Origin of the sequence: Streptomyces monomycini (assembly GCF_022271435.1) — a bacterium.
Classification (GTDB): domain Bacteria; phylum Actinomycetota; class Actinomycetes; order Streptomycetales; family Streptomycetaceae; genus Streptomyces; species Streptomyces monomycini.
The window spans coordinates 311,572-337,844 of the sequence record NZ_JAFIQY010000002.1 but is presented as its reverse complement, the minus strand read 5'-3'; the positions used below and the strand labels follow the sequence as shown (position 1 = coordinate 337,844).

Below are 26,273 nucleotides of genomic sequence, written 5' to 3'. Positions count from 1 at the left end.
GGAGCTGTACGACATGAGCGCCGACACGCGACCACGGCTGAACGAGAAGACCGGCCGCACGCGCACTTCGTTCCGGGAGTGGCGAGGTCAGCGCCCGTTCTGGGGCGGGGTGCTGACGCTGCTGGCCGGATTTCCGATCATGTACATCCCCTACGCGAACCTCACGATCGGCTCCCTGACCGTCCGGATGGCGACGACCGCGGGCGCCGGCTCGCTGATCATCGGCGTACTCCTGGTCGTGCTCGGCCTGACCATGTGGTTCCAGCCCGCCTCCCGCGTCTTCGCGGGTGTCGCGGCGATCCTGCTGTCCCTGGTCTCCCTGGTGGTCTCCAACTTCGGCGCCTTCGTGGTCGGCTTCGCGCTGGGCCTGGTCGGCGGCGCGCTGGCGGTCTCCTGGGCGCCGGGCAAGCCCGTCGCCCCCGAGGGGGGCGAACCGGCCCGGCCCGTGGGCGGCGCACCGGACGACCTGTCAGGAGCGAGCCCGGTCACCGGGACGAACGGGAGGCACAGTGCCGGGTGACGAGCACGAGACGCGAGCGGCCACCCCGGCGGCGAGAACCGGGCCGCGCCACGCGGCCCCGCGCAAACCGCTGCTGACCCGGCTGCACGTACCCGCGGGCAAGGCGATCGCCCTCGCCGCGATGCCCACCGCGGTCCTGATGGGCATGGGCCTGACACCGCAGCTGGCGATGGCCAAGCCGCAGCCGCCGGAGAGCCCCTTCCGGAACGGCCCGTGCGTCAGCGCGCCCGACACGGCGGAGCAGCAGGCGAAGGAGAAGGCGGAGAAGGAGAAGGCCGAGAAGGAGAAGGCCGAGAAGGACAAGGCCGAGAAGGACAAGGCCGAGAAGGACAAGTCGGCCAACGACGGGTCCGGCAAGGGCCACGGCTCCGGCACCGGGGACTCCGGTACGGACGCCACCCCCACCCCCGGCGCCTCCTCCCCGTCCCCGGACAAGAAGGGCCCTCCCCAGGAGCCCGCCCCGACCCCGTCCGCGGGCAGGTCCACCACTCCGTCCCCCTCCGCCTCCCCGTCCCCCTCGGAGCAGAACCCCTGGTACGACCCGCTGGGCGTGGGCAAGAAGCTGCACGACGTCTTCCATCCCGGCGACGGCAAGCCCGGCACCCCGGGCACGTCTCCGTCGCCGTCCCCGTCCTCCTCCGCACCCGCGGGCAAGGACTCCGGCCCCGGCTCCGGCGACACGTCCGGCAAGCCCGGCGGCAAGGCCACCGACCGGCTCAAGGACACCACCGACAAGCTGGGCGCAGCGGCCGACGACGCCAAGGACAAGACAGGGAAGGCGCTGGAGGACGCGAAGGACACGGCGGACGACGCCTCCCCCTCGGCTTCCCCGTCCCCCAGCAGCAGCGCCGGCCCGAACACCCCTGACGCGGACGGCAAGAAACCCTTCCCCTGCGTCGAGGAGAAGAAGGTCGCCGGCACGGCCGAGCAGCCCCCGGCCACCGTCCCGAACCAGCCCTGGTACCTGGAGTCCAGCGGTCTGACCCTGCGCGGTCTGGACTACGAGGGTGTCGTCAACCTCACGATGCCCGACGGCCGCACCAAGCAGGCCCTGAAGTTCACCGCCGACAGCATCGACATCGGCGACCTCCACCAGATCGTGGACGGCCAGGCCGGGAAGAAGTACCACGTCCGGGCGGCCGCGGGGTCGACCTCGACGATCCGCGACGGCAAGGTCACCATGTACACCGAGCGTCTCCAGGGCAACCTCTTCGGCCTGATCCCGATCGTCTTCGACCCGGAGCACCCGCCGCCCCTCAACGTCCCCTTTGCGTACTTCACCAAGGTGAAGATCACCCAGGCGGGCCAGTTCGGCGGCACCCTGACGATTCCGGGGCTGCACCACTCGGTCTCGGACTGAGCCCGGCACGTACGTACGGCGGTGGGCCGCACCCCCGAGGGGATGCGGCCCACCGCCGTTCTCAGGGCACACGCCGCGCGGCAGCCGCGGTCGCCGCCCAGGTGGTGGACGCGGACCATGTTGGTGGTGCCGGGGACGCCGGGGGGCGAACCGGCGGTGATGATCATGGTGTCGCCGTCGTTGTAGCGCTGGAGCTTCAGCAGCTCGGCGTCGACCAGGTCGACCATCTCGTCGGTGTGCTCCACGTGCGGGACGACGAAGGTCTCCACGCCCCAGCTCAGCGCGAGCTGGTTGCGGGTGGCGGCGTCCGTGGTGAAGGCCAGGATCGGCTGCGCCGAGCGGTAGCGGGACAGCCGGCGGGCGGTGTCACCGGACTTGGTGAAGGCGATCAGCGCCTTGCCGTCGAGGAAGTCGGCCATCTCGGCGGCCGCGCGGGCCACCGCGCCGCCCTGGGTACGGGGCTTCTTGCCCGGGACCAGCGGCTGCAGGCCCTTGGCCAGCAGCTCCTCCTCGGCCGCCTCGACGATCTTCGACATCGTCTTGACGGTCTCGATCGGGTACTGGCCGACCGAGGACTCGGCGGAGAGCATGACCGCGTCGGCGCCGTCCAGGATCGCGTTGGCGACGTCGGACGCCTCGGCGCGGGTCGGCCGCGAGTTGGTGATCATCGACTCCATCATCTGGGTCGCCACGATCACCGGCTTGGCGTTCCGCCGGCACATCTCCACCAGGCGCTTCTGCACCATCGGGACCTTCTCCAGCGGGTACTCCACGGCGAGGTCGCCACGGGCCACCATCACGCCGTCGAAGGCCGCGACGACCTGCTCCATGTTGGCGACCGCCTGCGGCTTCTCCACCTTGGCGATCACCGGGACGCGCCGGCCGACCTCGTCCATGACGCGGTGCACGTCCTGGACGTCCTTGGCGTCCCGCACGAAGGACAGGGCGACCAGGTCGCAGCCCATGTTCAGGGCGAACTTCAGGTCCTCGATGTCCTTTTCGGACAGCGCCGGGACGTTGACCGCCGCGCCGGGCAGGTTGATGCCCTTGTGGTCGGAGATGACACCGCCCTCGATGACGATGCAGCGCACCCGCGGACCGTCGACCTCGACGACCTGGAGCGCCACGTTGCCGTCGTTGATCAGGACCGGGTCGCCCTTGGAGACGTCACCGGGCAGGCCCTTGTAGGTCGTGCCGCAGATGGTCTTGTCGCCGGGCACGTCCTCGGTGGTGATGACGAACTCGTCGCCGCGCACCAGCTCGACGGGGCCGTCGGCGAAGGTCTCCAGGCGGATCTTGGGGCCCTGGAGGTCGGCCAGCACGCCGATGGCGCGGCCGGTCTCCTCGGCGGCCTTGCGGACGCGGTGGTAGCGCTCCTCGTGCTCCGCGTGGGTGCCGTGGCTCATGTTGAATCGGGCCACGTTCATGCCGGCCTCGATCAGCGTCTTCAGCTGGTCGTAGGAGTCGACGGCGGGGCCCAGGGTGCAGACGATTTTGGAACGGCGCATGGCTCAATCCTATCGTTTGTTTCGGAGCGGAATTATTTGGGCTCGGGTGCCCGGGTGCGAGGTGTCGGCCAGGCGCCGCGCGGGTGCCGGCGGCGCCTGGCGGGTGTGCCGGAGGTCAGTTGCTGACCAGGGCATATGTCTGGCCGGCGATCTCCAGCTCCTCGTCCGTGGGGACGACGGCGACCGCGACCCGGGCGTACTCCGGCGATATCAGCCGCGCCTCGTCGGACCGTACGGCGTTCAGGTCGGCGTCCACCGCCAGCCCCAGCTCCTCCAGACCCAGGACCGCGGCCTCGCGCACCGGGGCGGCGTTCTCGCCGACGCCCGCGGTGAACGCCACCGCGTCCACCCGGCCCAGTACCGCGCTGTAGGCGCCGATGTACTTCTTCAGCCGGTGGATGTAGATGTCGAAGGCGAGCGCGGCCCGCTGGTCGCCCTCGTCGATCCGGCGGCGGATCTCCCGCATGTCGTTGTCGCCGCAGAGCCCGACCAGACCGCTCTTCTTGTTGAGCAGCTCGTCGACCTCGTCCGCGTCCATCCCGGCCACCCGCTTGAGGTGGAAGACCACGGCCGGGTCGATGTCACCGGAGCGGGTGCCCATGACCAGGCCCTCCAGCGGCGTCAGCCCCATGGAGGTGTCCACGCAGCGGCCGCCGGCCACCGCCGAGGCGGAGGCGCCGTTGCCCAGGTGCAGCACGATGACGTTGACGTCCTCGGGCGCCTTGCCGAGCAGCTCGGCGGTCTTGCGCGAGACGTACGCGTGCGAGGTGCCGTGGAAGCCGTACCGGCGGATGCGGTGCGCGTCGGCGGTCTCCACGTCGATGGCGTAGCGCGCCGCGTGCTCCGGCATCGTGGTGTGGAAGGCCGTGTCGAAGACCGCGACCTGCGGCAGGTCGGGGCGGAGCGCCTGGGCGGTCCGGATGCCGGTGATGTTCGCCGGGTTGTGCAGCGGCGCGACCGGCACCAGCCGCTCGATCTCCTTGAGCACCGCGTCGTCGATCACGGTCGGCTCGGTGAACTTCAGGCCACCGTGCACCACCCGGTGCCCGATCGCCGCCAGCTCGGGCGAGTCCAGGCCGAGCCCGTCGGCGGACAGCTCGTCGGCGACCGCCTTCAGCGCCTCCTCGTGGTCGGCTATCCGGGCCTCGCGCTCACGCCCTCCTCGCCCGCCTTCGGCGAGGAGGGGCCCATCCCCGCCCGCGGCCAGCGGGGTGTGGGACAGGCGCGAGGTCTCCTCACCGATGCGCTCGATCAGGCCCACGGCGAGCCGGGAGTTGTCCTTCATGTCGAGCAGCTGGTACTTCACCGACGAGGAGCCGGAGTTGAGGACGAGGACGCGGGTGGCGTTGGCAGTCATGAAGCAGCTTTCGGTCGGTGGTGGGGGGCGGGCGGCGCGGGGCCTCAGACGTCGGCGGCGGGCGAGCCGCCCGGTGCCGCACCCTGCGCCTGGATGGCCGTGATGGCCACGGTGTTGACGATGTCCTGGACGAGCGCGCCGCGCGACAGGTCGTTGACCGGCTTGCGCAGGCCCTGGAGCACCGGGCCGACGGCGACCGCGTTGGCCGAGCGCTGCACGGCCTTGTAGGTGTTGTTGCCGGTGTTCAGGTCCGGGAAGACCAGCACGGTGGCCCGGCCGGCCACCTCGGAGTCCGGCAGCTTCGTCCGGGCCACCGCGGCGTCCACGGCCGCGTCGTACTGGATCGGGCCCTCGACCAGCAGGTCGGGACGGCGCTCGCGGACCAGCTCGGTGGCCTTGCGCACCTTGTCGACGTCCGCGCCGGAGCCGGAGGTGCCGGTGGAGTACGACAGCATCGCGATCCGCGGCTCGACGCCGAACTGGGCGGCGGTGGCCGCCGACTGGATGGCGATGTCCGCGAGCTGTTCGGCGTCCGGGTCCGGGTTGACCGCGCAGTCGCCGTAGACCAGGACACGGTCGGCGAGGCACATGAAGAACACCGAGGAGACGATCTGCGCGCCCGGCCTGGTCTTGATGATCTCGAAGGCGGGGCGGATGGTGGCCGCGGTGGAGTGCACCGCGCCGGAGACCATGCCGTCGGCCAGGCCCTCCTGCACCATCAGGGTGCCGAAGTACGACACGTCCGCGACGACGTCGTACGCCAGCTCGTAGGTGACGCCCTTGTGGGCGCGGAGCTTGCCGTACAGCTCGGCGAAGCGCTCGCGCAGCGGGGAGACCTGCGGGTCGATGATCTGCGCGCCCGCCAGGTCGATGGCGAGGTCGGCGGCGCGCTTGCGGATCGCCTCCTCCTCGCCGAGCAGCGTCAGGTCGCACACGTCGCGGCGTAGCAGCACGTCGGCGGCGCGCAGCACCCGCTCCTCGTTGCCCTCCGGCAGGACGACCCGGCGGCGGCCCGCGCGGGAGCGCTCGATCAGCTCGTGTTCGAACATCATCGGCGTGACGCGGCCGGAGCGGGCGACGGAGATCCGGTTCGTCAGCTCGGCGGTGTCCACATGCCGCTCGAACAGGCCGAGCGCGGTCTCCGCCTTGCGCGGCGCCGCGGCGTTCAGCTTGCCCTCGACGGCGAACAGCTCCGCCGCGGTCGGGAAGGAGCCGCCGGAGACGGAGACGACCGGGGTGCCGGGCGCGAGGCGGTTGGCCAGCGCCATGATGTCGGGCCCGGGCCGCTCGTCCAGGGTCAGCAGCACACCCGCTATGGACGGGGCGCCGGCGCTGTGCGCGGCGAGCGAGCCGATGACCAGGTCGGCGCGGTCGCCGGGGGTCACGACCAGGCAGCCGGGGGTCAGCGCCTTCAGGAAGGTCGGCAGCATGGCGCCGCCGAAGACGAAGTCGCGGGCGTCGCGGGCCAGCCCCGAGTCGTCGCCGAGCAGCACCTCGGCGCCGAGCGCGTGCACGATCTGGCCGACGGTGGGCGCGGAGAGGGCGCCGTCCTCGGGGAGCGCGTAGCAGGGGACGGGCAGGTGGGCGGAGAGCTGCCCGGCGACGGCCGCGTGCTGCCCGGGCGCCACCCGGTTCACGATGAGGGCGACGACGTCGCAGCCCAGCGAGTGGTAGGCACGGTAGGCGTTGTGGGCCTCGGCGCGCACCGACTCGGCCTCCTGGCCCTGGCCGCCGACGACCGGCAGCACCGCGGCGCCGAACTCGTTCGCCAGCCGGGCGTTGAGGTTCAGCTCGGCCGGCAGGCTGGTGGCCGCGTAGTCGGAGCCGAGCACCAGGACGTACTCGTGGTCCTTGGCCACCCGGTGGAAACGCTCGACGAGCTGGGAGACCAGCTCGTCGGTGCCCTGCTCGGCCTGGAGGCGGGCGGCCTCCTCGTAGCCGAGACCGAAGACGGTCTCGGCGGGCTGGGAGAGCCGGTAACGGGCCCGCAGCAGTTCGAACAGGCGGTCGGGCCCGTCATGCACCAGCGGGCGGAAGACGCCCACCCGGTCCACGTGGCGGGTCAGGAGTTCCATGACTCCCAGCTCCACCACCTGACGGCCGTCGCCGCGGTCGATACCGGTCACGTACACGCTGCGCGTCACGCGTGCTCTCCGATCCATCCGTCGCTTCGCAAGGTCAAATTTCCCGTTATGGTGAGCTTGCCCCTCTTGACAATACCTGCGGCTGTGGTTAAGCCGCCCCTCCAGTTTTACGCATGTGTCAGCGGGCAGCCGCAGTGGTGCCCGACGCTGTGAGAGCAACGCCGGCCGGCCCGTGAAACAATCGGACCGGCTCACAAGAACCAACAGCGAGCACAGGAGACACAGCACCATGCGTATCGGAGTCCTCACCGCGGGCGGCGACTGCCCCGGCCTCAACGCTGTGATCCGTTCGGTGGTGCACCGGGCCCTCACCGGCCACGACGACGAGGTCATCGGCTTCGAGGACGGATTCAAGGGCCTGCTGGACGGCCGGTACCGCAAGCTGGACCTGGACGCCGTCAGCGGCATCCTGGCCCGCGGCGGCACCATCCTCGGCTCCGCCCGCCTGGAGCGCGCCCGGCTGCGCGAGGCGTGCGAGAACGGCAAGGACCTGGCCCGTGAGTACGGCATCGACGTGCTCATTCCCATCGGTGGCGAGGGCACGCTCACCGCGTCGACGATGCTCGCCGACGCCGGTCTGCCGATCGTCGGTGTGCCCAAGACCATCGACAACGACATCTCCGCCACCGACCGCACCTTCGGCTTCGACACCGCCGTCGGCGTCGCCACCGAGGCCATCGACCGCCTCAAGACGACCGCCGAGTCGCACCAGCGGGTCATGGTCGTCGAGGTCATGGGCCGGCACGCGGGCTGGATCGCGCTGGAGTCCGGCATGGCCGGCGGCGCCCACGGCATCTGCCTGCCGGAGCGCCCCTTCGACGTGAACGACCTGGTCGCCATGGTCGAGGAGCGCTTCGACCGGGGCAAGAAGTTCGCCGTGGTCTGCGTCGCCGAGGGCGCCCACCCCGCCGAGGGCACGATGGACTACGGCCACGGCGAGATCGACCAGTACGGCCACGAGCGCTTCCAGGGCATCGGCACCGCCCTCGCCCGCGAGCTGGAGCACCGCCTCGGCAAGGAGGCCCGCCCGGTCATCCTCGGCCACGTCCAGCGCGGCGGCACGCCCACCGCGTACGACCGCGTGCTGGCCACCCGCTTCGGCTGGCACGCCGTCGAGGCCGCGCACCGCGGCGACTTCGGCCAGATGACCGCCCTGCGCGGCACGGACATCGTGATGAGCCCGCTGGCCGACGCGGTCACCGAGCTGAAGACCGTGCCGGTGAGCCGGATGGACGAGACCGAGTCGGTCTTCTGACCCACCGCTTCCGCAGCTGTCGGCGCGCGTCCCCCTGCCGGGGGCGCGCGCCTTTCGTGTGCCCGGCACCCGTACGGGCCACGGATCCGGTTAACCGGCCCGTGAGGAGGTACCCGGCGCGCACGAGGAAGGAGGCGTGACCGGGATGAGCGATTTCGTGGATCACCGGACGGCCCGGCCGGACGGCAGGCCGGACAGCAGGCCGGTCAACGAGCTGGTCTCCCAGGCGTCGGAACAGCTGTCCAGCCTGGTGCGTGACGAGATGCGGCTGGCGCAGACGGAACTGGCCCGCAAGGGCAAGCGCTTCGGCGTGGGCGGCGGGCTGCTCGGCGGCGCCGGCACGGTGGCGTTCCTGGCGGCCCAGGCCCTGGTGGCGACCGCGATCATCGCGCTAGGGCTGGTGCTGCCGCTGTGGGCGGCGGGCCTGGTGGTCGTGGGCGCGCTGCTGGTGCTGGCGGCGGTCCTGGGACTGCTGGGACGGCAGCGGATCCGCCGCGCCACCCCGCCGGTGCCCGAGGAGGCCGTACGCAGCGTCCGGAAGGACGTCGAGACGATCAAGGAGAGGGCCCGGCGATGACCAGTGACCCCGGCAAGGACGGCACCGCGAGCCCGGCCGAACTGCGCGCCCGCATCGAGCGGACCCGGCAGGAACTCGGCGACACCGTCGCCGCGCTCGCCGACAAGGCCGACGTGAAGAGCCGGGCCCAGGAGAAGGCGGTCCGCGTCAAGGACCGGACCCTGCGCCGGACCGCGGCGGTCACGGACCGGGTGGCCGGTTCCCCGGCCGTCCGCACGGCCGCCGTCGCGGGCGGCGCACTGCTGGCCGGCGTCCTGGTGCTGCGCCGCCGCCGTACCCGGTCGCGGGTGCGTCCGTACCCGGTGCGTACGACACTGCGTAAGGAGCTGCGGACGAGGAAGAAGATCCAGCGCCCGCTCGCCAAGGCGGGCACCAAGGCCCGGCGGGCCTGCCGGAGCAAAGGACACCACTGATGATCAAACTTCTCTACAAGCCCCTGGGGATGGTGTTCGGCCTCCTCGGCGGCATGCTGGCCGGTGCCCTGTTCAAGCGCCTGTGGAAGCTGGTCGGTGGCGAACAGGACGCGCCGGACGCCACGGACGAGGAACGCCGCTGGCGCGAGGTGCTGTCCGCCGCCGCGCTCCAGGGCGCGACGCTCGCGGTGGTCAAGGCGGCCGTGGACCGCAGCGGCGCGGTGGCCGTCCGCAAGGCCACCGGCACCTGGCCGGGCTGAGCACCGGTTCCGGCCCCGTACGCCGCCGCCGGTGCCGCGGTACGGCGGCATGCCCTACGTCCGCATGCCCTACGTCCGCATGCCGTACGGCTGCACGGCGCCGCGCTGTGCACCCGCACGGCGGCAGGCGAGCGGCCCGGTCACGGCCGGGGATTGGTGCGGTGCCACCGGGGGCGGGCGTCACCGCCCCGGCGCCCGGCGACGGACGCGCAGCGGGGGCACACCCGCTGGACGCGGTCCGCGGCCCCGCCGGACTCGGGGAGGATGTCGGGCCAGACGATGTGCGGGAACCGCGCCAGCTGCGAGCGGCGGAGCGAGAGGCCGCACACCGTCTGGTTCAGCCCCTGCTCCCAGGCGTGCACCTCGCCCGCCGGCAGCCGTCGCCCGTCCTCGTCGTCCACCCACTGGCCCGATCCCGCGACCGCGTACCGCTTCGCCGCTGCCATGCCTGATCGTTCCTCCTCCCGTGGCGCCCCGCGCGCGGGAGGCGCGGGAGACCACCTCGGTGCACACACGGCACGGCCCCGCCGGATCGCCGGCAGGGCCGTGCCGCAGGGCGTCGTCCGTGCGTTCACCGTGCCCGTCAGGAGGCGACGGTATGCCGCTCGTCGGGTACGCAGTGGGTCATGGTCAGCCCGGAGACGTCCCGCGGCGGATTGTCGCCGAGGCGCGTCAGCCGCTTCCGGTCCTCGTCCGTCAGGTCCTGGCTCGCCAGCGGTTCCAGGTGGGCGACGTCCTTCGGACCGATGCCCAGCCCCTCGCCGACCCGCAGCCCGAGGTCGTTGTCGACCAGCAGGAAGTGCCACACCATCCGCTCCTGGACCGGACGGTCGGCCTGCGAGATCAGGTCGGTGAGGTTCTTCACCAGGTCGTCGCGCTCCCAGTCCTCCAGCAGGCAGTACCGCTGGCCCGCCTGGAGGTAGTCGTTGGTGCGCGGGATGCGCTTGCGGGTGAGCCGGCCGTGGATCTCCGGTCCCTGTTCGTCGTGGGTCGGGTAGGTGCCCTCCCGCAGGCCGCCGGTGATCGACGGCTCGTAGTTGACCTCCGGGTTCTGCCCGTGCTGATCCTGCTCGTACGCCATCAGGCCGTCGCGCTGGTTGGTGTGCACGGGGGCGTGCTTGGCGCGGTTGACCGGCAGCTGGAGGTAGTTCGGGCCGACGCGGTAGCGCTGGGTGTCGCTGTAGGAGAAGGTCCGTCCGATGAGCATCTTGTCGTCGGAGAAGTCCAGGCCGTCGACGAGGACGCCGGTGCCGAAGGAGATCTGCTCGTTCTCGGCGAAGTAGTTGTCCGGCATCCGGTCGAGCACCATCCGGCCCACCGGGCGGGGCGGGAAGTCCTGCTCCGGCCAGGTCTTGGTGTCGTCCAGCGGGTCGAAGTCCAGCTCCGGGTGGTCGTCGTCGCTCATCATCTGGACGACCAGCTCCCACTCGGGGTGGTCACCGCGCCGGACCGCGTCGTACAGGTCCTTCGTCGCGTGGCCCAGCTCCCCGGCCTGGACGGCGGCGGCGTCCGCCTCGGTCATGCTGCGCACGCCCTGCTTGGGCAGCCAGTGGTACTTGACCAGGACGGTGTCGCCCGCGTCGTTCACCCATTTGTAGGTGTTGACGCCGAAGCCCTGCATGTGCCGGTAGTCGGCCGGGATGCCGCGCGGGCTGAAGAGGTTGACCAGCATGTGCATCGACTCCGGCGTCTGCGACATGAAGTCGAAGATGCGGGCCGGCTTCTGCTCGTGCGAGACCGGGTCGGGCTTGAGGGCGTGGATGACGTCGGGGAACTTGATGGCGTCCCGGATGAAGAAGACGCCCAGGTTGTTGCCGACCAGGTCCCAGTTGCCGTCCTCGGTGTAGAACTTCACCGCGAAGCCGCGCGGGTCGCGGGCCGCCTCGGAGGAGTCCCGGCCGCCGATCACGGTGGAGAACCGTACGGCCACCTCGGTGCGCTTGCCGGCCTCCTGGAACAGCCTGGCCCGGGTGTACCGGCCGACGGGCTCGTCGCCCCACTTCCCGTAGCTCTCGAAGAAGCCGTACGCGGTCACCCCGCGGGCGTGCACGACCCGCTCCGGGATGCGCTCCCGGTCGAAGTGGCTGATTTTCTCGATGAACTGGTAGTTCTCCAGCGTGGCCGGTCCGCGCGCGCCGACCGTCCGCTGGTTCTGGTTGTCGTAGACCGGGTGGCCTTGCCGGTTGGTGAGCACCGGGCGGTCGTCGCCGGGTGCCGGTCCCTGGCTTGCTACGTCTGTCACTGCTCTCGGTTTCCTTCAGCACTCGAAAGGCGCTCGGGCCCGGACCGTGGGCAGGGCCCCGGAAGGTCAGAGGTACCCACTGGGGCGGCGGTGGTGCGGACGCTCACCTTTTTGGGGCAGTCCCGCCGGGCGGCTCTCAGTGGTCCGGCGACGGCTCCCGCTCCGTACGGTGGCGCCGGTGCGGCCGGCGCAGGCGGTCCGGCCAGGTACGGGTGTCCCGCGGCTCCACGTACGGCTCCTCCCGCGGCGGGTGCCCCTCGGTGATCGCCCGCTGCCGGGCCAGCTCGGCGTCGAACTCCAGACCCAGCAGGACCGCCAGGTTCGACAGCCACAGCCAGACCAGGAAGATCACGACGCCCGCCAGGGTGCCGTACGTCTTGTTGTACGAGCCGAAGTTCGCGACGTACAGCGCGAAGCCCGCCGAGGCGGCCAGCCACAGCGCCACGGCCAGGAAGCTGCCGGGGGTCAGCCACCGCAGCCCCTGGTCGCGTACGTTCGGCGTGGCGCGGTACAGGATGGTGATCATCAGCACCACGAGCAGGACCAGGACGGGCCACTTGGCGACCGACCAGACCGCCAGGCCGGTGTCACCGATGCCCAGGCCGCGGCCCGCCTGCCGGGCCAGCGAGCCGGTGAAGACCACGATCACCGCACTGGCGGCCAGCAGCACCATCAGCACGACCGTCACACCGAGCCGCAGCGGCAGGGTCTTCCACGCCGGCCGCCCCTCCGGCAGGTCGTAGACGGCGTTGGCGGCCCGGATGAAGGCCGCGATGTAGCTGGAGGCCGACCACAGCGCGGCCAGCAGGCCCAGCACGGCCAGCACACTGCCCGTACCGGGACCGTGCTGGAGCTGGCGCACCGCGCCGCTCAGGATCTGCTGCGCGGCGTCCGGCGTGATCTCCTCCAGCGTGCCGAGAACGGCGTCGGTCGCCGACTTCCCGATCACCCCGAGCATCGAGACCAGCACCAGCAGCGCGGGGAAGAGGGAGAGCACCCCGTAGTACGTGAGGCCGGCGGCGCGGTCGTGGAGCTCGTCGTCCACGAACTCCTTGGCCGTACGCCGCAGTACGGACCACCACGAGTGGGCGATCAGCGTGGTGGGTTTCCCGGACGAGGATTCGGCTGCCATGCCGCTGCGGGTTGCCCGTTCGGGGCGGCCGAACCCTCGGCGTCCGGTTCTCCCGCCGGAACCGCGAAAGCGTCCGCCCCGTCCCTGGGGGAAGAGGGACGGGGCGGACGGGCGGGAAGGGCAGGCGCCTTCGGGGTCACTGGGCGCCGATGGACTCCAGCATGTTCAGGCGGGCGGCGCGGCGGGCCGGCCAGGCGGCGGCGAGGACGCCGACCACCAGGGCGATCGCCAGGAAGATGCCCAGCCGGTCCCACGGCAGGATCATCTCGTACGTCGGCATCGCGCCGGCCGCCATCTTGCCGCCGGCCCAGGCGAGGAAGACGCCCACGCCGATGCCGAGCACCGCGCCGAACAGGGAGATGACGACGGATTCCAGCCGGACCATCTGCTTGATGCCGCCGCGGGCCAGGCCGATGGCGCGCAGCATCCCGATCTCACGGGTGCGTTCGAAGACCGACATGGCCAGGGTGTTGACGACACCGACCACCGCGATGATCACGGCCATGCCGAGCAGTCCGTAGACCATGTTCAGGACGGTGTCGATGCTGCCGGCGTTCTCCTTGCGCAGCGCGTCCTTGTCCTGGACCTTGAGCAGCGGGCTGTCGCCGAGGGCCTTGCGGATCTCCTTCTCCAGCCCCGCGTCGGGCCCGTTGGCCGTCTTGACCAGGACCTTCTCGTCCTTGACGGGCTTGTTGTGCGGGTCGACCAGCGCGGTGGAGCCGAACAGGTCGCCGACGGTGGCGTTGTCCTCGTAGACGCCGGCGACCTTCAGCCGGGCCTTCTCCTTCTTCTCCGTGCCGGTGAAGAAGCCGACCTCGTGGGTCTCGCCCGTCTTCCAGTGCAGCTTCTCCGCCCGGCTGCGGGAGACCGCGACCCCGCCGTCGCGCACCGCGTCCAGCGATCCGCTGACGAACTTCAGGGCGGTCACCTTGTCGAGGTTGGCGAGGTCGGTGCCGGTGATCGAGCCGTAACCGCTGCCGCCGTCCGTCTCGAAGGCGGCCGAGCGCAGGGGCACCGCCGCCTGCACGCCCGGCAGCTGCCCGGCTTTCTTTGTCAGTTCGGGGTCCAGGCCCCGGAAGTTGGCCGTGCTGACCTGGTAGTCGGCGGTCAGGCCCTGGGCGGCCATCTCGTCCGAGGCGCGCTGGCCGGAGACGCCGGCGACCGTCATGCCGGTGATCAGGGTGAGGCCGATCATCAGGGCGGAGGCGGTGGCCGCGGTACGGCGCGGGTTGCGCAGCGCGTTCTCCTTGGCCAGCTTGCCGCTGATGCCGAAGACCCGGGTGGTGACCTTGCCGACCAGCGAGACCAGCGGCCGGGACAGCAGCGGCGCGAGGATGATGACGCCGACCAGGGTGAGCGCCGAGCCCGCCATGGCGGGCGTGATGTCCTCGGCGTCCTTCAGGGTGGAGACGTAGAGCATGATCGCGACGCCGGCGGCGGTGACGACCGCGCCGATGGTGTTGCGCACGACCAGGCCGCGCAGCTTGGGCGCCGCGTCCACGGTGTTCAGCGCCTCGACCGGGGCGATCTTCGCGGCCTTGCGGGAGGGCAGCCAGGCGGCCAGTACGGTCACCAGCACGCCGACGCCGAGCGCGGACAGTACGGCGTTGGGGCTGATGACGAGCGGGCCGTCGGGGAAGCCGGCGCCGTTGGCGTTGAGCACGGCGCGCATGGTGACCGCGATGCCGGTGCCGAGGGCGAAGCCGACGACGGAGGAGACCAGGCCGAGCAGGCCCGCCTCGGCGAGCACCGAGCGCACCACCTGGCGGCGGGAGGCGCCGATCGCCCGCATCAGCGCGATCTCGCGGCTGCGCTGGGAGATGAGCATGGTGAAGGTGTTGGCGATGATGAAGATGCCGACGAACAGCGCGATACCGGCGAAGACCAGCAGCGTCTTGCTCATCGCCTGGTTGCTCTGCTCGACCATCTTGGCCTGGTCGGCGGCGAGCGCGGCGCCGCTGGTCGCCGTCGCGCGGTCCTTCGGCAGCAGCTTCTCGACCGCGGCGGTCAGCGCCTTCTCATCGGTGCCGGGCTTGGCGGCCACCACGAGTTCGTCGTACTGGCCGGGGTGCACGAACAGCTTCTGGGCGGTGGCGGTGTCGAACAGCGCGAGGCTGCCGCCCGCGGTGACCTGCGGGTCCTCGGAGTGGACGATGCCGACGAGCTTCTTGTGCAGGGCCGGTCCGTCGGTGGCGAAGCGCACGGTGTCGCCGAGCTTGAGGCCGCTCTTCTCGGCGGTGGCCTCGTCGAGGGCGATCTCGCCGGCCGAGGCCGGACCGTGGCCCTGGACGACCGGGTAGCGGCTGTCCTTGCCGCCCGCGCCCGGCTGGTAGTTGGTGGCCACGTTCTGCCAGTCGTTGCCGATCGGCTGGTTGTCCTTGTCGGCGACGGTGGCGCGGCCTTGGACGTTGGCGTGCACGGTGGCCACGCCCGGCAGCGAGCGGACCTGGTCGGCCAGCCGGTCGGTGAGCAGGGTGGTGCGGTTCTGCCCGTCCTCGGGGATGGGCGGCGCGTCGCCCGAGGTGGCCTGTACGGAGACGGCCACGTCCTGGAAGCTCTTGGCCGAAGCCTTCTTGACGGCCTCGCCGACCGTGTCGCTGAAGACCAGGGTGCCGGAGACGAAGGCCACGCCGAGGAGGACCGCGAGAGCGGTCATCATCAGGCGGGCTTTGTGCGCGAGCACGTTGCGCAGGGCGGTTCGGAACATGGTGGTGGTGTCAGTCCTGGGGTGAGAGGGCGGCGGCGGGCGTCAGCTCGTACGGTTCTTGGCGTCGAACAGCCGCATCCGGTCCAGGACGGCGTCGGCGGTCGGCTCGTACAGCTCCTCGACGATGCGGCCGTCGGCGAGGAAGATCACCCGGTCCGCGTAGGCGGCGGCGACCGGGTCGTGGGTGACCATGACGACGGTCTGCTGCATCGCCCGGACGGATTCGCGCAGGAAGCCCAGGACTTCGGCGCCGGAGCGGGAGTCGAGGTTGCCGGTCGGCTCGTCGGCGAAGATGATCTCGGGCTGGGAGGCCAGCGCGCGGGCCACCGCGACGCGCTGCTGCTGGCCGCCGGAGAGCTGCGCGGGCCGGTGCTTGAGCCGTCCGGACAGACCGACCGTCGAGACGATGCGGTCCAGCCAGTCCCGGTCGGGCTTGCGGCCCGCGATGTCCATCGGCAGCGTGATGTTCTCCAGCGCGGTCAGCGTCGGCAGCAGGTTGAACGCCTGGAAGATGAAGCCGATCTTGTCGCGGCGCAGCTGGGTCAGCTTCTTGTCGTTCAGACCGGTCAGCTCGGTGTCCCCGATCAGGGCCGAGCCGGACGATATGGAGTCCAGGCCCGCCATGCAGTGCATCAGTGTGGACTTGCCGGAACCGGACGGCCCCATGATCGCGGTGAAGCGGGCCCGGCCGAACTCGACGGACACCTGGTCCAGCGCGACCACCTGGGTCTCACCCTGTCCGTAGACCTTGCTCAGGTCCGTGGCGCGGGCGGCGACGGCCGCGGTGGCTCGGGCGGGGGCGGGGAAAGCGGCCGCGTGGGACACGGGTGAACTCCTGGGAAGGGGACGGGCGGGGCCGCCGGGGCGGTCGGGCCCCGGCGGGACACCGGGCTCCACGGGGCCGGGAAGGCCCTGGGAGGCAGGTGTGTGGTGCAGTCCCATTCTTCGTGGTCAGGGGCCCCGATGCCTCAGTCCGAAGTGGTGAAAGCGGTACCGGCCGGAAGTCCGACCTGGGCAGGGGCCGTCATCCCGTAGGGGGACATCCGTCCGACTTGTGGCCGACACGAGGAAAGGCCCCGGCGGCCGGTTCGGGCCCGAAGTCCGGTGCGGCGGCGGCCGGGCGGCGCAGCTCGTGGAAGCCCGGTACGGAAGCCAGCTTCAGGACACCGTCCCACAGCCGGCCCGCCGCCTCTCCCCGCGGAGCGGGCGAGACCACCGGCCCGAAGAAGGCCGCCCCGCCCACCGCGACGACCGGCGTGCCGACATCCGTTCCGACCAGGGCGACAGCGCGCGCGTGCGAGGACCGGATCACCGCGTCGTACTCCGTGGTCCACGCCGCCGCGGCCACCTCGCGCGGCAGCCCCGCGTCCGACAGCGCGCGCTCGATGCCGTCCCACTCGCCCCGGTGGTGCAGCCGGATGCCGAGCGCCCGGTAGAAGCGGCCCAACGCCGCGTGCCCGTACCGCTGTTGCACCGCCGCACAGGCCCGTACCGGCGCCCACAGATACGCGCCCCACTCGCCGCCCGGGTCCTCGGGGTTGACCTCCCGGCCCTCGTTGAGCACCTGGAGACTCATCAGGCGCAGCCGTACCCCGACCGGGCGGACCCGGGTCACCTCCCGGAGCCACTGCGCGGCGATCCAGGTGTACGGGCAGACCGGGTCGAACCAGAAGTCCGCGGTGACCTCCGCCGTGACCTCCGCCGTGCCCCCGGAGCCGTCGGCTGACCCGCCCGCTGTCCCCTCTGCCGCCCTGTCCACCGCGCCGCCCTCCCCGCCGTAGGGACCGGACGCGGTCAGCCACCGCCGGTGCGCGCCCAGAACGTCTCCAGGATGCCATCGAGGAACGTCTGCCCGGCCTGCCCCGACGCGTCGGCGCTTCCGCCGCCGCCCCAGTTCAGCGAGGCGGTCATCAGCCCCTGGTAGTCGCCGTGCAGCCCGCGGAGCGCCGCCTGCACCCGCGGCTTCGGCAGCGGGACGAGCTTGGCGACCGGCCGCGCGTACGCCTGCCATCGGGTCGTCGCGGCACTGCGCAGCAGTTCGGTGAGCCTGCCGTCGCGGCCGGTCAGCCGCGTCAGCGCGCGGGGCGGCAGCCGCAGGGCCTCGGCCAGCCCGGCCGCCTGCCGGTCGTTGCCGGACCAGGTACCGGCCGCCTCCATCCGTGCGTACGCGGCGGCGTCCATCCCGATACGCAGCGCCAGGTCGTCCGCCGCCATGCCACGCGCGAGCCGGTGATCGCGCAAGGTCCGTGGCGCCGCGAGCAGTTCGCCCGGCGCGCACCACAGGGCCCCGGCCAGCGCGGTCAGCTCGGCCTGCGAAGGGGACGCCTCGCCCCGCTCCCAGGCAGCCACGGCCGCGGGCGGCACCCGCAGCCCGTACGCCGCCCAGAGCCCGTACGCGACATGCGCGTGCGTCATGCCGAGCGCCTCGCGCAGCCGCCGCGCCGCCGCTGCGTCGAACGGCGGCCCGGACGGGCCGCCGGTGGGGTGCGTGGTCACCGGCACACGGTAGGGGCGGCGGCACCGGCGCACCTATGGTGCGGAGGTACAGGAAGCGAAGTCGTAGGAAGCTACGGCTGTCCGGGGGGCCGGGATCGCTTGCGATGCGAGGACGCGGGGTACTCGCACCACCCCCGTTCGCCACCCCGGCGGCCCCGGAGACCACGACTGTGCAACGCCGTGGAGTTGTCCGAAAGTGCAGCTCGTCCGGGACAAACAAGTCGGACAATGGGAGATCGGGCCGCGGGGGGCGGCCCCGGCGCAGGAAGAAGGTGGCGGGGATCGCAGGGGGAGGGCAGCACAAGCCCCGGCTGGGACGGCCCGAACGGCCGGTGGACCCGCAGGCCGGGCCGGTGGAGCGGCTGGCCTGGGAGCTCCGGCAACTGCGGCAGCGGGCCGGGACGCCGAGCTATCGCACGCTCGCCAAGACGGCGCACTATTCGGCCAGCACCCTGGCGGAGGCGGCCAAGGGGGAGCGGCTGGCGACGCTGGACGTCGTACTGGCCTACGCCCAGGCGTGCGGCGGGGAGCGTGCCGAGTGGGAGGCACGGTGGCGGGCGGCCGCCGGGGCCGGCGGCGACGAACCCACCGCACGGTGCCCGTACCCGGGGCTGGCCGCCTTCGAGGCCGCCAACGCCGCCGAGTACTTCGGCCGGGCGACCCTCACCAAGGAGCTGGCCGGGCGCGTCGAACAGCACACGCTCACCGTGGTCTTCGGCGCCTCCGGAAGCGGCAAGTCCTCCCTGCTGCGGGCCGGGCTGCTGCCCCACCTCGGCGCGCACTGGCACCCCGTACTGCTGACCCCCGGAGCGCGGCCGCTCACCGCCCTGGCGGCGGCGGTGGCCCGCCTGGTGGCGGAACCCGGCCCGCCGGGGGGCGGAAGTCCGGCCGCCGACACGGACGCTGCGGTGGGGCAGGCGGTGGGGGCTGTGGGGGAGGGGGAGGGTGAAGGGTCCGAAGGGGCCGGGGGGACGGCTGAGGCCGCGAGCACGGGCGGCTCCGCGCGTGCGGACGACGTCACGGGTACGGGCGGCTCCGCGCGTACGGACGCATCCCCGGGCACGGGCGAGGGCCAGAGCCCCGCGGGCACGGGCGAGGGCCAGGGCCCCGCGGGCACGGGCGAGAGCGACGCGGGCACGGACGAGCAGGCGCGTACGGACGACGGCCCCACCCCCACTTCCGAAGCCCCCACTTCCGAAGCCCCCACTTCCGAAGCCCCCACTTCCGAAGCCCCCGCCCCCGAAGCCCTCGCCCCTGAGAACCCCGCCCCCGAAACCCCCGCCACCCCCCTCCGCCGCAGCATGGACGACGACCCCGCCGCCCTCGACCTGGCCCTGCGCACCTGGCTCGCCGCGCGGCCCGACACCACCCGCGCGCTGCTGGTCGTCGACCAGTTCGAGGAGGCCTTCACGCTCTGCGCCGACGAGGCCGAGCGCACCGCCTTCCTCGGCGCGGTGGCCGGCCTGGCCTGCTCCGACGACCGGCGGATCCGGCTGGCCGTCGGCATCCGGGCCGACTTCTACGCGCGCTGCTTCGTCCACCCGGGGCTGGTCGCCGTGCTGCGTACGGCCGCCCAGCTGCCCGTCGGGCCGCCCAGCCGCGCCGAGTTGCGGGACATCATCGCCGAGCCCGCCGTCCGGTCCGGCGTCCAGGTGGACGCCGACCTGGTGGAGGCGGTACTGGCCGAGGCGGCCGGTCAGCCGGGCGCGCTGCCGCTGGTCGGGCACGCGATGCGCGAGGCGTGGCAGCGGCGGAGCGGCGACACCCTGCGGCTGGCCGACTACCGTGCCACCGGCGGGATGCGCGGCGCCGTCGCGCAGACCGCCGAGCGGATGTACGAGGAGGCCGCGCCCCGGCAGCGGGACGTGATGCGGGCGGTGTTCCTGCGGCTGACCGCGCTCGGCGAGGGGACCGAGGACACCCGGCGCCGGCTGGCCCGCCGCGAACTGGACGGCCTGGCCGAACCGCAGGAGCTCGACGGGTTGCTGCGCAAGCTGGCCGCCGCCCGGCTGGTGGTGCTGTCCGACGGGACGGTCGAGGTGGCCCACGAGGCCGTGATCCGGGCCTGGCCCCGGCTGCGGCACTGGCTCGACGAGGACCGGGAGGCGCTGCGGACCCACCGCAGACTCACCACCGCCGCCGAGGCGTGGCACGAACTGGGCCGGGACGCCGGCGCGCTGTACCGGGGCGCGCAGCTGGCCGGCGCGCAGACCTGGGCGCGGGTGCACGGTGCCGCGCTCAACGCCCTGGAACGGGACTTCCTGCGCAGCGCCACCGGCGCCGACCGGCGGCGGGGCCGCCGCGCCCGCTGGCTCACCGCCTCGCTCGGCGCCCTGCTCGTCCTCGCGCTGATCGCGGCGGGCATCGCGTTCGAACAGCGGGCGGACGCCGAGGCGCAGCGCCGGATCGCGGTGTCCCGCCAGTACGCGGCGGAGGCCGCCGAACTGCGCCGGGAGCAGCCCCAGGCGGCGGCGCTGACCGCGCTGTACGGCTACCGGCAGGCGCCGACGGTCGAGGCGCGGGGCAGCCTGCTGAGCGCCTACGGCGCGTTCCGCGCCAACCAGTTCACCGGCCACACCGGCGTGGTGAACGCGGTGGCCTTCAGCCCGGACGGCCGCACCCTGGCCACCGGCTCGGTGGACCGTACGGTCAAGCTGTGGGACACCGCCACCGACCGGCTGCGTGGCACCTTCATCGGCCACATCGGCCCGGTCTACGCGCTCGCCTTCAGCCCGGACGGCCGGTTCCTCGCGTCCGCCGGGGACGACAGCACCGTACGGCTGTGGGACGTCGCCGAGCGCCGCCTGCTCGGTGTGCTGGAGGGCCCTTCGGGCCGGGTGATGTCGCTGTCCTTCTCCCGGGACAGCCGCACCCTCGCGTCCGGCAGCACGGGCGACGAGGTCCGGCTGTGGGACGTCGCCTCGCGGCGCCCGGTCGCCGATCTCGCCGGGCACCGGGGCAATGTGACGGCGGTGTCCTTCTCGCCGGACGGCAAGGTCCTGGCGTCGGCCGGTGACGACCGTACGGTCCGGCTGTGGGACGCGCGCACCCACCGGCCGCTGGCCACCCTCACCGGGCACGTGCAGCCGGTGTTCGCGCTGGCCTTCAGCCCGGACGGGCACAGCCTCGCCAGCGGGGGCGGGGACCGTACGGTGCGGCTGTGGGACGTCGCCGGGCGTCGCCGGGCGGGCGAACTCACCGGTGCGGCCGACCGGGTCACGGCCCTGGCCTGGTCGCCGGACCGCCGTACCCTCGCCGTGGGCAGTTACGACGGCATCGTCCGGCTGTGGGACGTGCGTTCCCGGCACGCGCGGGAGAAGTTCACGGCGCGCGTGGAGTCGGCGAGCGCGCTGTCGTACGCGCGAAACGGCACCGCCCTGGCCGCGCCCGCGGACGACGACACGGGCACGGTCCGGCTGTGGCGCGCCGCCGGCCACGGGCGGGAGCAGCTCGGCGGCCGGCAGGGCGGGATCACCTCGGTCGCGGTCTCCCCGGACGGCCGGACCATCGCCGCCGCGGGCAGCGAGCTGACGCTGTGGTCCGCCGACCGGCCGCGCCCCTTGCGGTCGCTCGACGCACCGCCCGGGATGATCACCAGCCTGGTGTTCTCGCCGCAGGGCGACGTCTTCGCGTCCGTGCACGCCGACCGTACGGTCCGGCTGTGGGACGTGCGCTCCGGACGGCTGCTCGCCACCCTGCGCGGGCACACCGGCACCGTGCGGGAAACGGCCTTCTCGAAGGACGGCAAACGGCTGGCCAGCGTCGGTGACGACCGCCGCCTGATCCTGTGGGACGTGGCGAGCCACCGGCCCACGGCCACGCGCCGGCTCGCGGGCAACGGGTCCACCGTCACCTTCTCCCCGGACGGCAGGAATCTGGCGGTCACCGAGAACGCCGGCAACCGGGGCGTCGTAGGGCTGTGGGACGCGGCCACCCTCGAAGAGACCGCCCGGTTCACCGGCCGCTCCTATCCGGTCTTCGCCGCCGCCTTCGCCGACGACGGCAAGACCCTGGCCACGTCCGGCACGGACCACGACATCCTGCTGTGGGACGTCCCGGGGCGCCGCCTGGCCGCCACGCTGCGCGGCCACTCCAGCAGCGTCGCCGCACTGGCGTTCAGCCCGGACAGCCGCTTCCTGGCCTCGGGCGGGGACGACGACACCGTGCGCCTGTGGGACGTGGCCGCCCGCAGCACGACAGCCGTGCTGTCGGGGCACACCGGCAGCGTGCTGTCCCTGTCGTACTGGCCCGGCGGCCGGTCGATGGTCAGCGGCAGCGCGGACGGCACGGTGCGGGAGTGGTCCGTCGACGCCGGGGACACGGCCGAGAACATCTGCCGGCTGAGCCGGCAGGGCCACTGGGCGCAGACGGCGCGGGGCGTGCCGGAGGACTGGTACTGCCGGTGAGCGCCGGTCCGCCGGCGCGGGGTTCCGTCAGTGCAGGGTGAGGCCGAATGCCGCAAGCGCCGGAAGGACCGGCTGGAGGTAGGTGGTGCCGCCGGAGGCGCAGTTGCCGCCGCCGCCCAGGGCGAGGCCGACGGCGGTGCTGCCGGAGACGGCGGGGCGGCCCGCCGCCGTACCCGGCTCGGTGCAGGCCGACGTCCGCACGAGCCCGGACACGGTGCCCTCCGGGTGGTTCACGCTGACGTTCACGGCCTCCACCCGCCCGCAGTGCCGGCCGGTCGTGGCGCCGGGCAGGCACACCGACTGGCCGACGACGGGCCGCGCGGCGCCGGTGACGTCGAGGTACCGGCCGCCGCCGAGGTCGATCTCGCCGGGGTAGGAGACAGCCGTGTTGGTGTAGCGGATCACGGCGTAGTCGTCGCCGGGGTAGCGCACCGCCTCGGTCACGCCGACGTGCACGGTACGGGCCGCGTCGGCGTACCAGTCCCGGGCGCCGCCCACGCACCGGCCCTCCATGATCGCGTAATAGGTGCCGCCCTTGGTGGCGTTGAAGCCGACGGTGCAGCGGCCCGACGCGCTGAACAGGACGTTGCCGCCGCGGACCGCGGTCGGGGCGGCAGCCGCGGCCGGGGCGGTGGACAGGGCAGCCACCGCGGCAGCAGCCAGCACGGTCAGGGAACGGAGCACGGCGACGGATCTCGGTCTCACGGTTCCTCCTCGGGAGGGAGCGGGTCAGCCCTTCACCGCGCCGCCCAGCGCGAACCCGCCGCCCAGCCGGCGCGAGATCAGCACGTACAGCAGGACGACCGGCGTCGAGTACAGGATCGAGAACGCCGCCAGCTGTCCGAAGGCGATGGCGCCGTAGTTGCCGAAGAAGGTGAAGATGCTGACGGAGGCGGGCAGTTGCTCGGGGGACAGGAGCAGCAGGAACGGGACGAAGAAGTTGCCCCACATGATGGCGAAGGTGTAGATCGTCACGACCGTGACGCCCGGCCCCGTCAGCGGCAGGATCACCCGCCACAGCGTCTGGAACCAGGACGCGCCGTCGGTCCAGGCGGCCTCTTCCAGGACCCGGGGGATGCCGTCCATGAAGTTCTTCATCAGCCAGATCGCGAACGGGAGCTGGGAGGCGGCGAGGAACAGCGCGGTGCCGTACACGGTGTCGATCAGGTTGACCTGGACGAACAGCGCGTACACCGGGACCATGACCGCGGTGATGGGCAGACAGGTGGAGAACAGGACGGTCAGCAGGTACGGGCGGCTGAACCGGGAGCGGTAGCGGGACAGCGGGTAGGCCGCCAGCGCCGCGCAGGCGACCGTCAGGGCGGTGGCGCTGCCGCACAGCACCAGGCTGTTGAGCATCGGCGTGAAGGTGATCTCGTCCGTCAGGACCGCCGAGAAGTTGTCCAGCGAGGGCGACCCCGGCACCCGGACCCGCAGCGTCGCCTCGGTGTCCAGCGAGGAGAGCACCAGCCAGGCCAGCGGTACGGCGAAGGCGGCGGCCACGGCGAGCAGCGCCGCGTCGGCGGCGAGGCGGCGCCGGGTGCGGCGGGTCAGCAGGGGCCTGGCACGGGAGGTGCGCACCGCGTCACACCTCCTCGCGCAGCAGACGCAGATAGACGACGGAGAAGAGGGCGCCCACCACGAGCAGCAGCAGGGCGACGGCGGTGCCGTACCCGATCAGCGACTTCAGGAACGCCTGGTCGTACATGAACACCGGCAGGGTCTGGCTGCGGCTGCCGGGCCCGCCGCGGGTCATGGCCCAGATCAGCCCGAACACGGAGAGCGTCTGGAGGGTGTTGAGCATCAGGTTGGTGCCGATGGAGCGGCGGATCATCGGCAGCGTCACGTGCCACAGCCGCTGCCGGCCGCTCGCCCCGTCCACCTCCGCCGACTCGGCGACCTCCTGGGGGATCTCGGAGAGCGCGGCCGAGTAGATCAGCATCGAGAAGGCCGTGCCGCGCCAGACGTTGGCGAACGACACGGCCAGGATCGGCAGCGTGAACAGCCAGTTCTGCGACGGCAGATGCAGCCAGTCGAGGATCGCGTTGAGCGTGCCGCGCCGCTCGAAGAACGTGTACAGCAGGAAGCCCGCGACGATCTCCGGCAGCACCCAGGCGGTGAGGACGACCGCGCCGGTGACCGTACGGACGGGCCTGGACGCGCGCCGCATCAGCGCGGCGAGCGCCAGACCCAGCGTGTTCTGGCCCAGGATCGACGAGATCAGGGTGAAGACCAGGGTCAGCACGACGGCGTTCAGGAAGGCGGGGTCGCCGAAGGCGTGCCGGAAGTTGTCCAGGCCCACGAAGGAGGCGGACTCCTGGCCGGTCAGCTGCATGTCGGTGAAGGCGATGTAGACGCAGTAGCCGATGGGCCCGGCGAGGAAGAGCAGCAGCAGGACGGTCGCGGGGGCCAGCGGTGACCAGCGCAGCAGGGCCGTACGGCGGGGCCGGGCGCCGCGGCCCGCCGTGCCGTACGCGGTGGTCGTCGGGGCGGCGCGGCTCATGGCTTGGCGACGACCTGTCCGTCCACGACGGACTTCAGCTGCTCGTCGTAGTCCGCGGCCGCCTTCTGCGGCGTCGCGTCACCGGAGGTGACCGCCTCCATCGCTTCGCCGATCGCCGCCGAGACCTTGGGGTAGACGGGCAGCGCCGGACGGTACCGGCTGACCTGCACCAGATCGGTGAAGAAGTCGATGCCCGGGATGGACTTCAGGTACGCGGGGTCCGCCGCCACGTCCTTGCGTACGGCGATCTGGGCGCCGCGCACACACCACTCCAGCGCGTTGTGCCGCGTCTGGAACGTCTCGATCAGTTTCCAGGCCAGGTCGGGCTGCTGCGCCTGCCGCGGTACGGACCAGGTCCAGCCGCCCGCCAGGCTGACCCGGCCGGGCGCCGCGCCGGTCTGGGTGGGGAACGCCGTCCGGCCCAGTACCGTCGGCCACTCGGGCCACGGCTTGCCGCCGCCCTTCGGCTGCCACTGCTGGCCCAGCCACGAGCCGTCCAGGTTGATCGCCAGCTTCTCCTCGGGCATCAGCTCGGTGGCGACGTTGGTCTGGATGTTGGGGCTGAGCGCGTCCGACACGTCGGGGCCCAGTTTCTCGGCGTACACGGTGCGGATGAACTCCAGACTGTCCCGGAAGCCCTTGCTCCCGGTGACCCATTTCTTCGTCGCGGGGTCGTAGAGCTGGTCCTTGCCGGTGCCGTACAGCAGCATCTCGAAGCCCTGCATCACGGCGGCCTCGCCCGCGCCCTTGCCGGTGTAGACGTTCAGCGGGATGACGCCCGGGACCTTGCGCTTGACGGCGCGGGCCGCGTCCAGCACCTCGTCCCAGGTCCTCGGCCGCCAGTCCTGCGGCAGCCCGGCCTTCTTGAAGATGTTCTTGTTGAACCACAGGCCGCGGGTGTCCGTGCCGTCCGGCACGCCGTACGTCTTGCCGTCCTGCGCCCGCGCGGCGGCCTTCGCGGCCGGCTCGAACTGTTTCCAGTCCGCCCACCCGGCGAGGTGGTCGTCCAGCGGGCGCAGCAGCCCGGCGGTGATGTCCGAGTTGATCAGGAAGGTGTCCTCGTAGACCAGGTCGGGGGCGGTCTTCGGGGAGCGCATCATCTGCTGGATCTTGGCGTAGTAGTCGTTCTCGGACGCCTGGATCGGGATCAGCTTGACCTTCTTGCCCGGGTTGGCCTTCTCGAACGCGCGGGCCACCGTCTCGATGTAGTCGTCCCGGACCGTCACCTTGGTGTTGGTGTCCTTGATGAACGCGACCTCGACGGTGTCCTTGTCGCCTCCCGAGCCACCGCCGCAGGCGGTGAGCGCGCCCGCGGCCAGCACGGCGGCGGTGAGCCACGTCATCGGAGCGGTGCGGCGCACGGCATGACCTCCAACTAGCCACGGCTGGCTGC

The 26,273-nt window shown here is 72.4% G+C and carries 20 protein-coding genes and 1 pseudogene; 7 read left to right on the top strand and 14 right to left on the bottom strand.

Going from position 1 to position 26,273, the window contains the following annotated elements; all coding sequences use genetic code 11:
• The first annotated feature begins 13 nt into the window (after positions 1 to 13).
• Positions 14 to 520, top strand: a complete 507-nt coding sequence (locus JXZ78_RS04075) for a DUF6114 domain-containing protein (RefSeq protein WP_030023394.1) — start codon at positions 14 to 16, stop codon at positions 518 to 520.
• The gene (locus JXZ78_RS04070) at positions 510 to 1,880 is read left to right on the top strand and encodes a hypothetical protein (RefSeq protein WP_030023393.1); all 1,371 of its coding nucleotides are present in this window, start codon (positions 510 to 512) and stop codon (positions 1,878 to 1,880) included. The genes JXZ78_RS04075 and JXZ78_RS04070 overlap by 11 nt, the downstream gene beginning before the upstream one ends.
• Positions 1,881 to 1,966: 86 nt before the next feature.
• On the opposite strand, the pseudogene pyk reads toward JXZ78_RS04070, so the two are convergent.
• The 3 genes and pseudogenes from pyk to pta form a co-directional block, all read right to left on the bottom strand.
• Positions 1,967 to 3,388 (bottom strand): annotated as a pseudogene (gene pyk, locus JXZ78_RS04065) (pyruvate kinase); the annotation flags it as partial.
• A 115-nt stretch (positions 3,389 to 3,503) separates the two neighbouring features.
• Positions 3,504 to 4,745 carry an acetate kinase gene (locus JXZ78_RS04060; RefSeq protein ID WP_030023390.1) on the bottom strand — a complete coding sequence of 414 codons (1,242 nt, stop codon included), beginning with the start codon at positions 4,743 to 4,745 and terminating at the stop codon, positions 3,504 to 3,506.
• A gap of 44 nt (positions 4,746 to 4,789) precedes the next feature.
• On the bottom strand, positions 4,790 to 6,889 hold the full coding sequence (pta, locus tag JXZ78_RS04055; RefSeq protein ID WP_030025263.1) for a phosphate acetyltransferase: 2,100 nt from the start codon (positions 6,887 to 6,889) through the stop codon (positions 4,790 to 4,792).
• 229 nt (positions 6,890 to 7,118) lie between these two features.
• Here pta and JXZ78_RS04050 point away from each other — a divergent pair, with 229 nt between their 5' ends.
• The 4 genes from JXZ78_RS04050 to JXZ78_RS04035 all read left to right on the top strand — a co-directional run bounded on the left by JXZ78_RS04050 (position 7,119) and on the right by JXZ78_RS04035 (position 9,394).
• Positions 7,119 to 8,144 carry an ATP-dependent 6-phosphofructokinase gene (locus JXZ78_RS04050; protein ID WP_030025262.1) on the top strand — a complete coding sequence of 342 codons (1,026 nt, stop codon included), beginning with the start codon at positions 7,119 to 7,121 and terminating at the stop codon, positions 8,142 to 8,144.
• 145 nt (positions 8,145 to 8,289) lie between these two features.
• Positions 8,290 to 8,721: a phage holin family protein gene (locus tag JXZ78_RS04045; protein WP_030025260.1), complete on the top strand. Its 432-nt coding sequence runs from the start codon at positions 8,290 to 8,292 to the stop codon at positions 8,719 to 8,721.
• Positions 8,718 to 9,134, top strand: coding sequence for a DUF3618 domain-containing protein (locus tag JXZ78_RS04040; protein WP_050503118.1), 417 nt, complete (start codon positions 8,718 to 8,720; stop codon positions 9,132 to 9,134). The genes JXZ78_RS04045 and JXZ78_RS04040 overlap by 4 nt, the downstream gene beginning before the upstream one ends.
• Positions 9,134 to 9,394, top strand: coding sequence for a DUF4235 domain-containing protein (locus tag JXZ78_RS04035; protein WP_030025256.1), 261 nt, complete (start codon positions 9,134 to 9,136; stop codon positions 9,392 to 9,394). The genes JXZ78_RS04040 and JXZ78_RS04035 overlap by 1 nt, the downstream gene beginning before the upstream one ends.
• A gap of 140 nt (positions 9,395 to 9,534) precedes the next feature.
• On the opposite strand, the gene JXZ78_RS04030 is transcribed toward JXZ78_RS04035, so the two are convergent.
• The 7 genes from JXZ78_RS04030 to JXZ78_RS04000 form a co-directional block, all read right to left on the bottom strand.
• Complete coding sequence (locus tag JXZ78_RS04030; RefSeq protein ID WP_030025254.1) at positions 9,535 to 9,840, bottom strand: hypothetical protein; 306 nt, start codon at positions 9,838 to 9,840, stop codon at positions 9,535 to 9,537.
• 137 nt (positions 9,841 to 9,977) lie between these two features.
• On the bottom strand, positions 9,978 to 11,636 hold the full coding sequence (locus JXZ78_RS04025; RefSeq protein WP_238782653.1) for a catalase: 1,659 nt from the start codon (positions 11,634 to 11,636) through the stop codon (positions 9,978 to 9,980).
• 136 nt (positions 11,637 to 11,772) lie between these two features.
• On the bottom strand, positions 11,773 to 12,768 hold the full coding sequence (locus tag JXZ78_RS04020) for a YihY/virulence factor BrkB family protein (RefSeq protein ID WP_033040454.1): 996 nt from the start codon (positions 12,766 to 12,768) through the stop codon (positions 11,773 to 11,775).
• A gap of 136 nt (positions 12,769 to 12,904) precedes the next feature.
• Entirely contained in the window at positions 12,905 to 15,475 is a 2,571-nt protein-coding gene (locus JXZ78_RS04015) for an ABC transporter permease (RefSeq protein WP_030025249.1), read from the bottom strand.
• Between the two features lie 42 nt (positions 15,476 to 15,517).
• Positions 15,518 to 16,300 (bottom strand): ABC transporter ATP-binding protein, encoded by a 783-nt coding sequence (locus JXZ78_RS04010; RefSeq protein ID WP_238782652.1) that lies wholly within the window; start codon positions 16,298 to 16,300, stop codon positions 15,518 to 15,520.
• Between the two features lie 199 nt (positions 16,301 to 16,499).
• Positions 16,500 to 17,234, bottom strand: coding sequence for a mycothiol-dependent nitroreductase Rv2466c family protein (locus tag JXZ78_RS04005; RefSeq protein WP_050503117.1), 735 nt, complete (start codon positions 17,232 to 17,234; stop codon positions 16,500 to 16,502).
• Between the two features lie 35 nt (positions 17,235 to 17,269).
• A complete protein-coding gene (locus tag JXZ78_RS04000) occupies positions 17,270 to 17,977 on the bottom strand; it encodes a helix-turn-helix domain-containing protein (RefSeq protein ID WP_030025243.1) in 708 nt (235 codons plus the stop codon).
• Between the two features lie 266 nt (positions 17,978 to 18,243).
• On the opposite strand from JXZ78_RS04000, the gene JXZ78_RS40120 reads away from it, so the two are divergent.
• Positions 18,244 to 22,377 carry an nSTAND1 domain-containing NTPase gene (locus tag JXZ78_RS40120; protein WP_308280972.1) on the top strand — a complete coding sequence of 1,378 codons (4,134 nt, stop codon included), beginning with the start codon at positions 18,244 to 18,246 and terminating at the stop codon, positions 22,375 to 22,377.
• Between the two features lie 27 nt (positions 22,378 to 22,404).
• Here JXZ78_RS40120 and JXZ78_RS03990 read toward each other — a convergent pair whose 3' ends face one another.
• From JXZ78_RS03990 to JXZ78_RS03975, 4 genes are read right to left on the bottom strand one after another with little or no spacing between them, the layout of a single operon-like run.
• Positions 22,405 to 23,082 carry a S1 family peptidase gene (locus JXZ78_RS03990; protein WP_030018218.1) on the bottom strand — a complete coding sequence of 226 codons (678 nt, stop codon included), beginning with the start codon at positions 23,080 to 23,082 and terminating at the stop codon, positions 22,405 to 22,407.
• 24 nt (positions 23,083 to 23,106) lie between these two features.
• Positions 23,107 to 23,958: a carbohydrate ABC transporter permease gene (locus JXZ78_RS03985; protein WP_030018219.1), complete on the bottom strand. Its 852-nt coding sequence runs from the start codon at positions 23,956 to 23,958 to the stop codon at positions 23,107 to 23,109.
• 4 nt (positions 23,959 to 23,962) lie between these two features.
• Entirely contained in the window at positions 23,963 to 24,880 is a 918-nt protein-coding gene (locus tag JXZ78_RS03980; protein WP_030018220.1) for a carbohydrate ABC transporter permease, read from the bottom strand.
• Positions 24,877 to 26,241: an extracellular solute-binding protein gene (locus JXZ78_RS03975; protein WP_030018221.1), complete on the bottom strand. Its 1,365-nt coding sequence runs from the start codon at positions 26,239 to 26,241 to the stop codon at positions 24,877 to 24,879. Before JXZ78_RS03975 ends, JXZ78_RS03980 begins: the two co-directional genes overlap by 4 nt.
• Positions 26,242 to 26,273 lie beyond the last annotated feature (32 nt).